At 59.5% G+C, this 13882-nt stretch carries 9 protein-coding genes; 3 read left to right on the top strand and 6 right to left on the bottom strand.

The annotated features are described in order from the left end of the window. Positions 1 to 6 precede the first annotated feature (6 nt). The gene (gene ileS / locus FIV03_RS00900) at positions 7 to 3021 is read right to left on the bottom strand and encodes an isoleucine--tRNA ligase (protein ID WP_152508358.1); all 3015 of its coding nucleotides are present in this window, start codon (positions 3019 to 3021) and stop codon (positions 7 to 9) included. 380 nt (positions 3022 to 3401) lie between these two features. On the opposite strand from ileS, the gene FIV03_RS00895 reads away from it, so the two are divergent. Continuing rightward, positions 3402 to 4685, top strand: coding sequence for a glycosyltransferase family 87 protein (locus tag FIV03_RS00895; RefSeq protein WP_152508357.1), 1284 nt, complete (start codon positions 3402 to 3404; stop codon positions 4683 to 4685). Here the strand turns inward: FIV03_RS00895 and FIV03_RS00890 are convergent. The 3 genes from FIV03_RS00890 to FIV03_RS00880 form a co-directional block, all read right to left on the bottom strand. Then, the gene (locus FIV03_RS00890; protein ID WP_152508356.1) at positions 4677 to 5612 is read right to left on the bottom strand and encodes a DMT family transporter; all 936 of its coding nucleotides are present in this window, start codon (positions 5610 to 5612) and stop codon (positions 4677 to 4679) included. The genes FIV03_RS00895 and FIV03_RS00890 overlap by 9 nt on opposite strands. A 248-nt stretch (positions 5613 to 5860) precedes the next feature. Then, positions 5861 to 6859: a bifunctional riboflavin kinase/FAD synthetase gene (locus FIV03_RS00885; RefSeq protein ID WP_152508355.1), complete on the bottom strand. Its 999-nt coding sequence runs from the start codon at positions 6857 to 6859 to the stop codon at positions 5861 to 5863. Positions 6860 to 7044: 185 nt separating this feature from the next. Then, the gene (locus FIV03_RS00880) at positions 7045 to 7491 is read right to left on the bottom strand and encodes a MaoC family dehydratase (RefSeq protein WP_023002057.1); all 447 of its coding nucleotides are present in this window, start codon (positions 7489 to 7491) and stop codon (positions 7045 to 7047) included. Positions 7492 to 7741: 250 nt separating this feature from the next. On the opposite strand from FIV03_RS00880, the gene FIV03_RS00875 reads away from it, so the two are divergent. Continuing rightward, positions 7742 to 8125, top strand: a complete 384-nt coding sequence (locus FIV03_RS00875) for a response regulator (protein WP_006935666.1) — start codon at positions 7742 to 7744, stop codon at positions 8123 to 8125. 173 nt (positions 8126 to 8298) lie between these two features. Further along, the gene (locus FIV03_RS00870) at positions 8299 to 8991 is read left to right on the top strand and encodes a protein phosphatase CheZ (protein WP_209009821.1); all 693 of its coding nucleotides are present in this window, start codon (positions 8299 to 8301) and stop codon (positions 8989 to 8991) included. Positions 8992 to 9190: 199 nt separating this feature from the next. Here FIV03_RS00870 and FIV03_RS00865 read toward each other — a convergent pair whose 3' ends face one another. Together FIV03_RS00865 and FIV03_RS00860 are read right to left on the bottom strand one after the other, a co-directional pair. Then, entirely contained in the window at positions 9191 to 12316 is a 3126-nt protein-coding gene (locus FIV03_RS00865) for an efflux RND transporter permease subunit (RefSeq protein ID WP_152508354.1), read from the bottom strand. Then, on the bottom strand, positions 12313 to 13686 hold the full coding sequence (locus FIV03_RS00860) for a hemolysin D (protein WP_152508353.1): 1374 nt from the start codon (positions 13684 to 13686) through the stop codon (positions 12313 to 12315). The genes FIV03_RS00865 and FIV03_RS00860 overlap by 4 nt, the downstream gene beginning before the upstream one ends. Positions 13687 to 13882: the final 196 nt, after the last annotated feature.

Below are 13882 nucleotides of genomic sequence, written 5' to 3'. Positions count from 1 at the left end.
TGCCGCTCAGGCCGCAGCATGGGCAGCGTCCCATTCACGCAGGGCGGCAGCATCGCGAAGGGTCACATCCGGATAATCCGGATCGGATCCCACTTCCGGCAGGATCTTCCAGGAGCGGGCGCATTTGGTACCCTCGGCAAGGCCGGGCACGACAGCTACACCCTTGGTGTCGCCGAGCGTGAACGCGCCTTCCGGTGCCGGTTCGCTGCTGAGCGTCAACTGGCTGGTGATGGCGATGTCCGCCATGTCCTTGCCCTTGAGCGCGTCCATCAGTTCCGCATCGGTGACATGCACGACCGGGTGAGCTTCCAGCGAGGAGCCGATCCGCTTTTCACGGCGTTCGATTTCCAGCGCGCCGGTGATCACGCGGCGAACCGTCTTGATCTTCGCCCACTTGGCGGCCAGTGCATCGTCACGCCATTCGGCCGGAACAGTCGGGAACTGCTCCAGATGAACGCAGGCCTCCTCGCCGTAACGGGAGGTCCAGGTTTCGTCCATGGTGAACGGCATCATCGGTGCGAGCCAGGTCACCAGGCAATCGAACAGCTTGTCGATCACGAAGAGCGACGCCTTGCGGCGCACGGACGAAGCCGCATCGCAATAAAGCGCGTCCTTGCGGATGTCGAAATAGAAGGCCGACAGTTCCACCGTCATGAAAGTGAACAGCTGGTGGAAGACCTTCTTGTAGTCGAACTCCCAGTAGGCTTCACGGATCATCTTGTCGAGTTCGACCAGCCTGTGCAGCATCAGCCGCTCCAGCTCAGGCATGTCGGCCAGTGCTACTTCTTCACCGGTGGCATGGCCAAGCGAACCCAGCATCCAGCGCAGCGTGTTGCGCAGTTTGCGGTAGCTGTCGACGCTGGTCTTGATGATCTCCGGCCCGAGGCGCTGGTCTTCCCAATAGTCGGTGGAGGCCACCCACAGGCGCAGGATGTCGGCGCCATACTGCTTGATGACGTCCTGCGGGAACACCTGGTTGCCGAGAGACTTCGACATCTTGCGGCCGTCTTCGGCCATGGTGAAGCCATGGGTCAGAACGGCGTCGTAAGGTGCATGACCGCGTGTACCGCAGCTTTCCAGCAGCGAGGAATGGAACCAGCCGCGATGCTGGTCGGAGCCTTCAAGGTAAAGGACATAGTCCTTGCCGCCGTCGGTCTTGCGCTTGGGTGCGAGATCTTCGCGCTGTTCCAGAACGAACGCATGTGTGGACCCACTGTCGAACCAGACATCCAGGATGTCACGGACCATGTCCCACTCGTCTGCCTTGTAGTCGTTGCCCAGGAAACGCTCCTTGGCGCCATCCGCAAACCAGGCGTCGGCACCCTCCGCCACGAAGGCATCGAAGATGCGCTTGTTGACGGCTTCGTCCTTCAGGACTTCAGAAGTTTCCTTGTGGATGAACACGGTGATCGGCACACCCCACGCGCGCTGGCGCGAAAGGACCCAGTCCGGCCGGTTCTCGATCATGGAGCGCAGACGGTTCTGGCCGGCACCCGGCACGAAGCGTGTCTCGTCGATGGCGTTCAGTGCCCGCGTGCGCAGCGTGTCGCCTTCGCCGGACAACTGCTTGTCCATGTAGACGAACCACTGCGGCGTGTTGCGGAAGATCACCGGCTTCTTGGAACGCCAGGAATGCGGATAGGAATGCTTCAACCGGCCGAGACCGATCAGGTTGCCGCTTTCCTTCAGCTTTTCGATCACGGCCTTGTTGGCCTTGCCCTTCTCGCCCTTGTGCGTGATGACTTCGCAGCCTTCGAAGCCAGGCGCATCCTTGGTGTAGAAGCCGTCATCGGCAACAGTGAAGGGGATCGCGGTGTTGATGCCGCGTGCTTCGAGATCTGCCCGTTTGGTCATCCAGATTTCAAAGTCGTCCGTGCCGTGGCCGGGTGCCGTGTGCACGAAGCCGGTACCGGCATCGTCGGTCACATGGTCACCGTCCAGCAGCGGCACGTCGAATTCGTAGCCGCCGAGATCGAGCCCGGCCAGCGGATGGGCGCAGGTGAGAAGGCTTAACTCATCGGCTTCAACTGCACGTACGCAGGAGAAATCGGTAATGCGGGCGTTCTTGAACACTTCGTCTGCAAGGGCATTCGCCAGGATCAGCTTGTCGCCCTTCTGGACCCAGTTGTCGTCCGGCAGTCCGTCCTGCGTGACCTCGTAGAGGCTGTAGTCGATGCGCGAGGAATAGCTGATGGCGCGGTTGCCCGGGATGGTCCAGGGGGTCGTCGTCCAGATGACTACAGATGCTGCTTCTTGCTTGAGGTCAGGAGCAGACATGTTGGGGGACGTTACTGCTTCACCAGCGCTTAGATCGGTGATTTCAATTTCAGGAACTTGAACTTTGTTCTTGACCGGGAACTTCACCCAGATCATGTCGGACTGGTAGTCCTGATACTCGATCTCGGCTTCGGCAAGCGCGGTTTTTTCGACCACCGACCACATCACCGGCTTGGAACCGCGGTAAAGCTGGCCGGAGGTTGCGAACTTCATCAGTTCCCGGGCAATCACGGCTTCGCTCTCGAAGCGCATCGTCAGGTAAGGGTTGTCCCAGTCGCCCTCGATGCCGAGGCGCTTGAATTCCTTGCGCTGGACGTCGATCCAGTGCTCGGCGAATTCGCGGCACTCGCGGCGGAATTCGTTGATCGGCACCTCGTCCTTGTTCTTGCCCTTGGCGCGGTACTGTTCCTCGATCTTCCATTCGATCGGCAGGCCGTGGCAGTCCCAGCCCGGAACGTAGTTGCTCTCGAAGCCCGTCATCTGCATGGAGCGCGTGACGATGTCTTTCAGCGTCTTGTTCAGGGCATGGCCGATATGGATGTTGCCGTTGGCATAGGGAGGTCCGTCATGCAGCACGAACTTGTTGCGGCCCTTGCCCTGTTCGCGCAGCTTTTTGTAGACGTTCATCTGCTCCCAGCGAGCGAGGATTTCCGGCTCTTTCTTGGGAAGGCCGGCACGCATGGGGAATTCGGTCTGCGGCAGGTTCAGCGTTTCGGAATAGTCGCGTTTATCTGTCTCGGTCATCGTCACGTCGATCCGGTCGTTCGGGCCCTGGGCCCGCGTCATATGTCAGGATGATTGCCGGCCCGTTTCGGGCAGCAACATGAAATCAGGAAGTCCCGGTCCCTGGCGCCGCATTGCCGCGTCAGCCGAAGGCCGGGCAAGTAATTCGCGTAATCGCGGTCGTCGGTCTGGCGACGACTATGAGAGCCTTGTGTTGCATGGCAAGGGACATAGCAGCACTTCGGCGATGAATAAAGATGTTCCGGCAATTCCTGTGTTGTTTGTCTGTCCGGCAAACGTACAACTTCCGAAAATCGGCTTCGGGTAACCGAATATGAATGTCTTTCGGTCATGGATAGGCCTGGATTGAGACGGGTGAGCGACGGACAGACCGGCAGAAAATGGCCAATCAGGTGAAACAGGCGGCAAATGGGTCGCAGGCAGGCGTACACAAGGCAAGTCTCTGGTCTCGCGGTATCGTGACAGGCGACTGGCTGAGCTGGGACCGGATCGGCTTTGCGTGTCTATGTTCGGCAATCGGTTTCACGCTGGGCCTTATGTGGATGCTGGTGGTGCCCAATACTTATGGCGCGCCCAACGGCACGTTGCTGATGGATTACCTCAGCTTCTGGATGGCAGGGGGCCAGGCTCTCAACGGAACGCCGGAAGTGGCATACAGTCCCGCCGCGTTTTCCGCCCTCCAGCAGCAGTACACCGGAACAGACACTGTCTTCGGTTTCTTCTATCCGCCCACGTTCCAGATGCTGCAGATGCCGTTTGCGCTTCTGCCCTACAAGATCGCGTTTGCCGTCTTTATCGGGATCACCACGGGCCTGTTGTGCCTGGCCTGCCGCCTGATTGCGGGCAACTGGCTGCTGGCCGCCTGTCTTATCCTTATTCCGGCCTGCGCGAACAACGCCTTCCATGGCCAGAATGCAGCGTTGACCGCAGCGCTCTACGGTTTCTTTCTCGTCGGGATCGAACGGCGTCAGATGGTGTGGGCGGGCATCGCTCTGGGTCTTCTGACCATCAAGCCGCAGTTGGGCATCCTGGTTCCTCTGGCCCTTGTCGCCAGCTTCAACTGGCGGACCTTCCTGAGTGCATCCGTCTCGACGCTGGTGTTCGTTGCGCTCGGCATTGCGGTCCTCGGCTTTGGCGCCTGGCAGGCCTTCTGGATTCAAGCGCCGGTTGCCTCCGCCATGATGGAACTGGGCGGCGTGGAATGGGTCAAGATGATTTCGGTTTACGGCGCAGGCAGGGTGCTGGGGCTCGGTCATCTGCCGTCGATGATGGTGCAGGTGGTCTTTGCCCTTGCCGCTGCCGTTTGCGTATGGCGTGTCTGGCGGCGGACGGACGCCATGTCGGTGCGGGCTCCGGTCCTGGTCGGCGGCACCTTGCTGGTTACACCCTTTGCCCTTTCCTACGATCTGACGCTGATCATCATCCCTTGCGCCTTCCTGATCCGCGAGGGCCTCAGAAACGGCTTCTTGCCTTACGAGAAAATAGCGCTCTTCATCATCATCGGCCTGTCTGCATCCACCAGCCCGTTTGCGATCTGGCTCGGCATGCCGATCGCACCCGTCCTGCCGGTGATGCTCGTCTGGCTGGGACTGCGCAGGCTGCAGTTGCACGCCGCACATCCGGAACGTGAGCACCTCGACGGCGCGGTTGCCGGATCAGTTTGAGGCCGCCTGCCGCAGCTTGCGCTCGCGGTGGGTGATGTAGAGCCCGCTCGAGATGATCAGGGCAATCCCCAGCCAGGTCGGTCCGTCCGGGAAATTGGAAAAGACCAGATACCCGAACAGGGTCGCGCTGACGATTTCGATATATTGCAGTGGTGCCAGCATACTGGCGCTGCCGCGTTGAAACGCGGAAACGACAAGACCGTGGCCGGCAAAGGAAATCAGCCCGATCAAGGCCAGCAAGCCGGACTGGGAGGCGTCCGGCATGACGAATTCCATGCCTTCGATCCCGGTCAGATATCCGATCACGAGACCTGCCCCGAGCAGCAGTGAAGCGGAAAGGCCCGCGCTGAACTGGATGGTCAGAAGATCGTCGCGAACGGGGTAGAGCCTGTTGAGCAGCAGGTAGAAGGAAAACAGAACGGCGGTCGCGACCGGCAGCAGGCTGACGAGGCCAATCTCCGCCAGCGTCGGCCGCAGCACGATAATGGCCCCCAGCAGGCCAACGAGAATGGCGCCGATCCGCCGCGGGCCGACCTGTTCCTTCAAAAGCACCGCCGCCAGGATGGTAAGAACCATGGGTTCAACAAAGAAGATCGAGATCGCGGTCGCCACCGACATGTACTTCACCGCAGTGAAGAAACAGAGCGATGCCGTGCCCAGAAGAATGCCGCGCAGGTAGTTCACGACCGGTTGTTTGCCCCTCAGGTGCATGAGACGGCCGGTGACCAATGCAATGGCAAGGCTGATCAGAAGCTGAAAGAAAAAGCGGCCGAATGTGACTTCAAGCGTCGGCAGCTCCGCGGAGAGATATTTTGCGGTGATATCCATCACCGGCAGCAGCAGCATGGCCGACGTCATCAGGAAAATCGCCATGAGCGGGTTCTGCTCGACGTCCCCGGAACGCGAGGAAATGGATTGACGCTTCATCGTGCTGCAACCTCCGGAGCGTCTTCATCACTGAAAACCACACGCGAACAGGGATTTCGCCGGCTTTCCGGCGATGGGCAATCGCTTGGGAGAAGGACCGGCAACAAGGAAAGGGCCGGGCAAAAATCTCTGCGGTCGCTGACCGCAGCAGGATTGCCGATCCATATTCCTTTTGAAGTTGAACGTTTCCCGGAGCAAGCCGGCAAACGCCAAGTTCGTCAGAAAAGAGAAAATATTTTGAAGGCTGCTCAGGCGGAAAGTTCGAGCAGTTTCATGTCGAGTTCGGAAAGCGGCTGTAGCGAGCCGAGCGCGGCGCGGGCTTCTTCGCTGTCCCGGTCCATCTGGGCAATCAGTGCCTCGACCGAGTCGAACTTTTCTTCGCCGCGCAGATAGGACACCAGGTGCACGCGCAGCGTCTTGCCGTAGAGATCGCCAGCAAAGTCGAACAGGAACACTTCAAACAGTGCGGCGCCATTGTCGAAGGTCGGGCGGCGGCCATAGCTGGCGACGCCGTCATGCCAGGCCTCGTCGACACGGACCTTGACAGCATAGATGCCCTGCTTCAGCGGGCAGTCCTCGGTAAGGCTCATGTTGGCGGTCGGATAGCCGAGGTCGCGGCCGCGCTTGTCTCCGTGGCGCACGTCCGCCTCGAAGAACCAGCGATAGCCAAGGAGACCGTTTGCCTGGGCGATATCCCCCCGTGAGAGGCTGTCGCGGATACGGGTGGAAGAAATGACTTCGGCGCCTTCATCTTCCTCGCGCTGGACGATGGTCACGCCGAAGCCGTGGTCGGCGCCGGCGGAACGCAAATAGTCTGGCGTGCCCTGTCTGGCCCGGCCGAAGTGGAAGTCATAACCGGTGACCGCGTGGGAGATGCCGAGCGTGTCGATGAGAATGTCCTGAACGAAGGCATTCGCTTCGATGCCGGCAAACTCCCGGGTGAAGGGAAGGATGAGCGCGCCGTCGAGACCGCACAGGCGTAGCAGGTCGAGTTTCTGCTGTGGCGGGGTCAGACGGAAAACGGGTTTGGACGGGTTGAAGACCGTGCGCGGATGCGGCTCGAAGCTCATGGCATAGACGGGATGATGCGTGCCGTGGCCAAGACCGAGCGCGGCGTCGAGCACGGCACGATGGCCCCTGTGAACGCCGTCGAAGTTGCCGATGGCAACGATGCCGCCTTTCAGGTCCGCCGGAAAGGCATCCAGGCTTTCGATGATCGGAAAGCTGGAGGGATCAGTGGAGCTCATGCGGCAAACCTTCGCGCAACGATACGTCACAACGGTCCGGTGTGCCGGCCCGTCCTGCAGGAACACGTCGAACATGGCGCTCCGGGCGGAGCAGACCTGCCGACGTTGGCGTGGAACCTGCCGTCAAGCAAAGCAAAGGTCAAGATGGGGATGTGCCGAAGACTTGCCTTTGCAGTCGCTGCCCGTCAAAGACCGGATTGATCCTCGTCCCGGCCGGGAACCTTCACCAGTGCCTCGCCTTCCAGAACCACGGTGTCGTCGACACTGCAGATACAGGACAGGCGGGCACGGTTGCCGCGCTCCATCAGTTCCTCGACGGTGACCGTCACCTTGACGTCGTCGCCGATCCTGACCGGGGCCTTGAAATTGAGCGTCTGCGACAGATAGATCGCGCCGGGGCCGGGAAGGCGGGTGCCGAGCACGGCCGAGATCAGGCTGGCCGTATAGAGGCCATGGGCGATTCTCGTCTTGAAGGGCGTGCGGGCGGCAAAATGTTCGGACAGATGAATCGGGTTCCGGTCGCCGGATACTTCCGCAAAGCCGACCACATCGGAAGAACTTACATGCTTCACGAGTACTTCGCTCATACCCACGGAAAGATCTTCGAAGCAGAGTTTTTGCAGTTCCAACATTACGGTTTCCGCCCTGACTTGTCTTGATTTGAAGTAGGCGGACGCTAGGCGGTGCAAGGTTTTCTGGCAATTGTGCTTTGGGCGAAGAAAAAAGGCCCCGTTATTAACGGTCTTTTCAGGGGCGGCGGGTAGATTGCGTTGAGTGTGGGGAGGTGAGGACACAATAATGTGTCGCTCTCCTTCGAAGTCATAACGCGTTTCCACCGGCCCACGGCCAGGGGCCGCGCAAATTGACAGTATGGAGTAGACAATGGCCCTTGATCTTCAGATGCCGGTCCTCGTGGTCGATGACTACAAAACGATGATTCGCATCATTCGGAACCTGCTCAAGCAACTCGGTTTCGAAGACATCGACGATGCTGCGGACGGCACCGAAGCTTTGGAAAAAATGAAACAGCGCCGTTATGGCCTGGTGATTTCCGACTGGAACATGGAGCCGATGACCGGTTACGAGCTGCTGAAGCAGGTTCGTGCCGACGGCAGCCTCAGCAAGACGCCTTTCATCATGGTGACTGCTGAATCCAAGACGGAAAACGTCATCGCCGCCAAGAAAGCCGGCGTGAACAACTACATCGTGAAGCCCTTCAATGCTCAGACTCTGAAAGGCAAGATCGAGGCGGTCTTCTCCGATTGATTTCTTGCACTTGGCGGGGAGCTGCGTTGGGGCGCACCTCCGCCAGTGCCAGACGGATGTACAGGATCGGCGCGGTCTTGCTGGGCAGGCAGGCCGGGTCAGCTTTGCTGCATCCGAAAAGTTATAGCGGTTCCTGAGAAATCCGGATCCGCGCTTCGGAGGATGCTTTCGAAATGGAAAGGCTCGACCTGGTGGCCAGTATGAAACAGGAAAACATTGCCCGAGTCATAGACTTCCTGCAGGAAAACAAGAACAGGCAAGGTGAAGTTTCCCTGACTGACGTGATGCATCTTGCAGAAGTCATGTCGGGTTCGATGCACGATTTTCTGTCGACCGTACAACCGGCCGTCACGGAAGAGCTGACCGTCATCGCCAAGGAAATCAGGCGCATGAAGGAGGAAATCTCCCAACTGCGCGCCAATGACATGACTGGCAGCAAGATCCCGGACGCCGGACGGGAACTGGACGCCATCGTGGAGGCGACGGAAGAAGCCACCAACACCATCATGGAAGCAGCCGAAGAGATCATGGGCGCCGATGCCAGCGACCATGAAGCCTATCAGGAACTGGTCAGCAACAAGATGATCAGCATCTTCGAGGCTTGCACCTTCCAGGACATCACAGGCCAGAGAATTTCGAAGGTGGTCGAAACGCTTCGTTACATCGATGAGCGTGTGACTTCCTTCATCGAGCAACTGCGCATTCCGGAAGACCTTGATGCGAAGTTGGTTGAAACGGAGTCGGAGCGCCGCAAGCGCGAGCTGATCCTCCATGGTCCACAGCATTCCGGCGAAGGTGTTTCGCAGGACGATATCGATGCCCTTCTGGGCGGCGCACAGGCGGATATCGACAAGCTGTTCGACTGATCCGGACTGAAAAAACGATTTCAAAGGGCTCTCCATTGGAGGGCCCTTTTTGGTTCTGAACTTTCTCTCCACCGTCATCCCATGGCTTGACCATGGGATCCATGCCGTTTGGTCTCCAGTCGGAATGGCCTTGTGCGGGACAAGGCAACGGCGTGGACTGCAGGGCAAGCCCTGCAGCGACGACGTCGGAGAGGTCTATCTATTCGGCGGCCACCAGCTTCTCCCGATGCGCCTTGCGTTCCCGGGCGAGCGAGGTCAGGTCGAAATCGTCGAGGATGGTATAAAACGCCGGAACCACGAAGACGATCATCAGGGTCGTGCCGATCAGTCCGAAGGAGATCGAAGTCACCAGCGGGATCAATACCTGTGCCTGGGGGCTTGTTTCGAAAAGCAGCGGCAGCAGGCCGACGATTGTGGTCACCGACGTCAGCAGGATCGCGCGGAACCTGGCCTTGGCACCCAGCGGGGCGATCTCGGCAACACTTTCCAGCGATGGGTCGTGCTCGTCCTTGATGAACTGGACCAGCAGGATTGAATCGTTGACCACGATCCCGGCAAGCGAAATGAAGCCCAGCATGCTTGGCATCGCAAAGTCGATGCCCATCAGGAAGTGCCCCCAGACCGCGCCAATCAACGCCATGGGGATGAGTGTCATTACCACGACCGGTTCACTGTAGCTGCGGAACTGGAAACTCAGCAGGATGAACACGAAGATCAGGCCGGTGCCGAGTGCCTTGACCATGGACGCCTGCGTCTTCGCGCCTTCCGCATTCTGCCCTTCGGTCGAAGTGCTCAATCCGGGGTATTTTTCCAGGAGTTGCGGCAGGTATCTCGTTTCCGTGTCCTTGACGACTTCGTTGGCATTGGCAACACCGAGAAGAACGTCGCCGGTGACCGTCACGGTCGGCACCCGGTCAATACGATTGATCCGCGTGAAGCTGCGGTCGGACCGGATGTCGGCGACGGAGCCAAGCGGGACCCGGTGACCTGAAGGGGTTTCCACGGTGAAGAGCTCGAAATCGCCAAGGCTGTTGCGGTCGCTGCCGGCAAGGCGGACATCGACCTCGAAGCTTTCCGAACCGACTTGAACCTCATCGGCGGTAATGCCGTTGTAGGCCCCTCTCAGCTGGTCGGCGATTGCCTTGGCATCAAGTCCGACCGCTCCGGCTCCGTCCTTGAGAGACAGGGCCAGTTCCGGTTTGCCGAGGCTGAGATCGTCGGAAATGTTGTAGACGCCGTCATAGCCCTTGAGCCAGGCCTGAAGCTCTTCCGAAGCCTGGTCGAGCATCTGCAGGTCATTGTGGGCCAGGCGCAATTCGATGGCGCGCCCTGCCGGGCCGATGCTGGATTCGGTGAGAATGATGCGCCGGACGTCGAGCGTTTCGGGCATTTCCTGGCGCCAGACTTTCAGGATTTCCTGGTTGCCTGCGTCACGAAGCGGCCCGTCCAGCAGATCAATGTCGATGGTCGCCAGATGTGCTCCGCTGGTGCCGGCATCGCTGTTTTCGTTGAACCGCACCAGAATGTTCTTGAGGAGAGATGTTCCGTCCGGATTGCGCGGTGACAGCGCCGCATCCGTGCGTTCCAGCGCACTGATTGCCTCTGTCACGACCTTGCGTGTGTCGGCGAGCGTCGCACTTGCCGGCAATTCGATCCGCGCTTCAATCTGGTCGCCTTCCACGTTCGGAAAGGCCTGGAATTTAACGACGCCGCCGGCCAGCAGCGAGACCGAAGCGAGGAAAAGCATGAAGCAGGCACCGATGACGAAATAGCGGTTCCGCACAGACCAAGTGGCACAGGGACCGATCACATGCTCCCGCGCCCAACCGACACCGCTTTCGGCCTTGCGGGTCACCCAGTTCGGGGTGTCGCGCGTAGCACCATGGGACAGGTGATTTGGCAGGATCAGAAAGGCTTCGACCAGCGACACGGCCAGAACCAGCAACATGACCATCGGGATCACGCGCAACAGGTCACCAAGGTCGCCCTCGATAAAGGCAAGTGCACCGAAAATGGCGGTGGTCGTGACAAACGAAGACAGCACACCCGGAGCGACCTGCCGCGTTCCCTGCACGGCGGCCTCCAGGGGACTGAGCCCTTTCTGGCGCCGTGTCGCGATGTTTTCGGAAATCACGATGGCGTCGTCCATCATGATGCCGACCACGATCAGCATGGCCACCATCGACAGCATGTTGATCGTCAGCCCCAGAATGGACATTGCGGCGAGTGCGCCCAGAAAGGACACCGGCAGGCCCATGCCGATCCAGAATGCCTGCCGCCCGCCAAAGAAGATCCACATGGCCGCAACGACAAGCGCCAGCCCCTGGAGAGAATTGTTGACCAGCATCCACAGGCGGTCCTTCAGGATGATCGAGCCGTCGTTGATGATGGTCAGGGTGATGCCCGGGGCAGTACGGGCCTGTTCCTCGTCGACGAAATCCTGCACCCGCTCCACCACCTTGATCAGGTCGTCACTGCGGGTCATGGAAATGTCGAGAACAGCGGCCAACCTGCCGTTGAGCCGGGTTTCGACCTCTTCGTCCTCGAAGAGATCACTGATCGTGGCAATGTCGCCCAGCTTGATCTGGCCGCCTTGCGGGGAAGAGGCGACAATCACCGACGCATAGGCATCCGCGGCAAGGCGCTCGTCGGCGAAACGCAGCAGGATCGAGCCGCCTACAGTCGTGATCTCTCCAGAGGGAGCGCTGATATTCTGCCTGGTGAGGGTATTTGCGATTTCCGAGAGGGTTAGCCCAACTTCACGCGCGGCGGCGTCGCGCACCTCGATGCGGAACTGCCGGTCAGAGAAGCCGGAAATCTCGACCTGGGGTATGCCGCCGAACTTCAGCATGCGGTCCTTCACCGCTTCGGCGTAGTTCTTCAGCTGCGGCTTGTCGTCAATTCCGGTGATGACGACGGAGGTCGCCTCGCTCAGGCGGCCCGCTTCTTCGATGATCGGGTCTTCAACGCCCTCGGGGAAATCATCGATCGCGTTGATCTCGCGGTCGATATCCAGCATCAGCTGGTCGATGTCCTTGCCTTCCATGATCTTGACGGTCGCAAGTGCGAGGTTTTCCCGGGAATCGCATTTGAGTTCGTCGATGTTCTCGATCCCGTCGAGCGCGTCCTCGATGCGCCGGCAAACGGTGCGTTCGACATCGGCTGAGGTCGCTCCGGGATAGGCGACTGTCACGGTAATCCGTTTTATCGGGATCTGCGGAAAGGTTTCCAGCAGAAGACCCGGAAGGTTGAGCAGCCCGAGAATGATGAAACCGGCCATCAACAGATTGGCGGCGGTTGGGTGTTGGGCGAAGTAGCGGATCATGGCCGGTCCTCACCGTTGAAGGCATCCGTGCTCGCCATTCGCTTCAAATCTGCCTTCACGGCTTCGTCTTCGACCGGCTTCAGCAACATGCCTTCGATCACCGGGGACACATCGCTGACGATGACCTTGCTTCCAGCTGGCAGGTCCGTTCCCAGAACGACGATATCATCGAAGCGGAAGGCGATTTCGACCGGCACCGTGACCAGTCGGCTGTCGGGCGAGACAGTCATGATCCTGCCACTGTGGACCGCGTTGCGCGGCAACACGATCTGATCGGCCACGGGCGGTGCGGACAGCTCAACCTCGGTAAACATGCCTTTGACCAATGGCGGCTTTATACCCGGCCGGATGGTGTCATAGGGCTTGTCCACGCTGACGATCAGTCCGATGGAGCGGGTGTCCGGATCCACCGTGTCGCTGACCCGCTTGACGTGCGCATCCCACACCGCGGTCTCTCCGACGGAACCGACCCTTACCTTGGCCTTCAGCCGGTCAAGCGAATGCCGTGCCCGGATGACACCTTCTTCTGTTTCCAATTGTCCGGGAAAGGCCAGATTGGCAAATCCGGCCATGTTGCCAGGACTGATCTGAACGTCGATGTCGGCTGCGTCGATGCCGTCAAGTTCACCGATGGAGCTGCCGGCACCGACATACTGGTCGATCTCTACATTGACCTTCGAAACCCTGGCATCGAAGGGAACACGGATCGTGGTGCGGGCAAGGTTCAGCTTTGCGGTTTCCAGACGAACCTCGTTCTTGGCCTTTACCTGCTCCAGTGCCTTGCGCTTCACCGGGTTGAGCGCAATTTCGTTCTCCAGGTCCTGGACCCGTGACTTTTGCTGAAGCACCGTGCCTTCCTGGTTTTCGACCAGTTGGTCGGAGGCGACCTTGCGCTCCTGAAGCGTTTTCAGCCGGGCCAGCTCACGCTGTTCCAGGTCGAGGACCGATTTGGCAATCGCAAGGGATTGTTTCTGTGTATCCAGGGTAACGGCCAGCTCTTCGATATCCACCTCGGCACTGGCGATATCGCTCTGCGCCTCGGCAATCTCCAGCTCGTAGTCTTCCGGTGCCAGTGTCACCAGAATTTTGCCCTCCGGGATGAATTCACCGCGCTTGAAATCCGGATTGATGTAGGTGACCCGGCCGGATACCTGCGCGATGGCATCAAGCGTATGGGCGGGATCAACCGTGCCGTATCCGGTTACGCGCGGCACGAAGTCCTGAGGCTCAACAGTGACGACACGCACGAGCGTCGTCGTTTCTCCGATGTCGGTGCGCTTGGGTGCTTCGCGCCCGCTCACCGCATAAACCAGCACCGCCGCACCGGCGATCACGGGGGGAAGGATCAGGGCTTTTCGCAACAGCGACACGGCGGCTCTCCTGGCAAAGTTCGCTCGGCGGGCTGCAGACCTCCTCCGGCGACAATTCTTTTAATGCAAGTCCAAACTTGCAAATAGTGATGGTTCAATTTTATTGCAAGCGATTGCTTGCATTTGCGACCTGTTTGGCATTAGGTGCGACGGAATGTCTTCCGGAGAATTGAGGGCGCGCCCGGCGCGTTTGGCG

The sequence above is a fragment of the Labrenzia sp. THAF187b genome (genome assembly GCF_009363375.1).
Taxonomy (GTDB): Bacteria; Pseudomonadota; Alphaproteobacteria; order Rhizobiales; family Stappiaceae; genus Roseibium; species Roseibium algicola.
This window is presented reverse-complemented; position numbering and strand designations above follow the sequence as displayed.

Bases quoted from the DNA above. Each gene is read 5' to 3' on its own strand.
- ileS (WP_152508358.1), bottom strand. From the start codon at position 3,021: ATGACCGAGACAGATAAACGCGACTATTCCGAAACGCTGAACCTGCCG.
- FIV03_RS00895 (WP_152508357.1), top strand. From the start codon at position 3,402: ATGGCCAATCAGGTGAAACAGGCGGCAAATGGGTCGCAGGCAGGCGTA.
- FIV03_RS00890 (WP_152508356.1), bottom strand. From the start codon at position 5,612: ATGAAGCGTCAATCCATTTCCTCGCGTTCCGGGGACGTCGAGCAGAAC.
- FIV03_RS00885 (WP_152508355.1), bottom strand. From the start codon at position 6,859: ATGAGCTCCACTGATCCCTCCAGCTTTCCGATCATCGAAAGCCTGGAT.
- FIV03_RS00880 (WP_023002057.1), bottom strand. From the start codon at position 7,491: ATGTTGGAACTGCAAAAACTCTGCTTCGAAGATCTTTCCGTGGGTATG.
- FIV03_RS00875 (WP_006935666.1), top strand. From the start codon at position 7,742: ATGGCCCTTGATCTTCAGATGCCGGTCCTCGTGGTCGATGACTACAAA.
- FIV03_RS00870 (WP_209009821.1), top strand. From the start codon at position 8,299: ATGGAAAGGCTCGACCTGGTGGCCAGTATGAAACAGGAAAACATTGCC.
- FIV03_RS00865 (WP_152508354.1), bottom strand. From the start codon at position 12,316: ATGATCCGCTACTTCGCCCAACACCCAACCGCCGCCAATCTGTTGATG.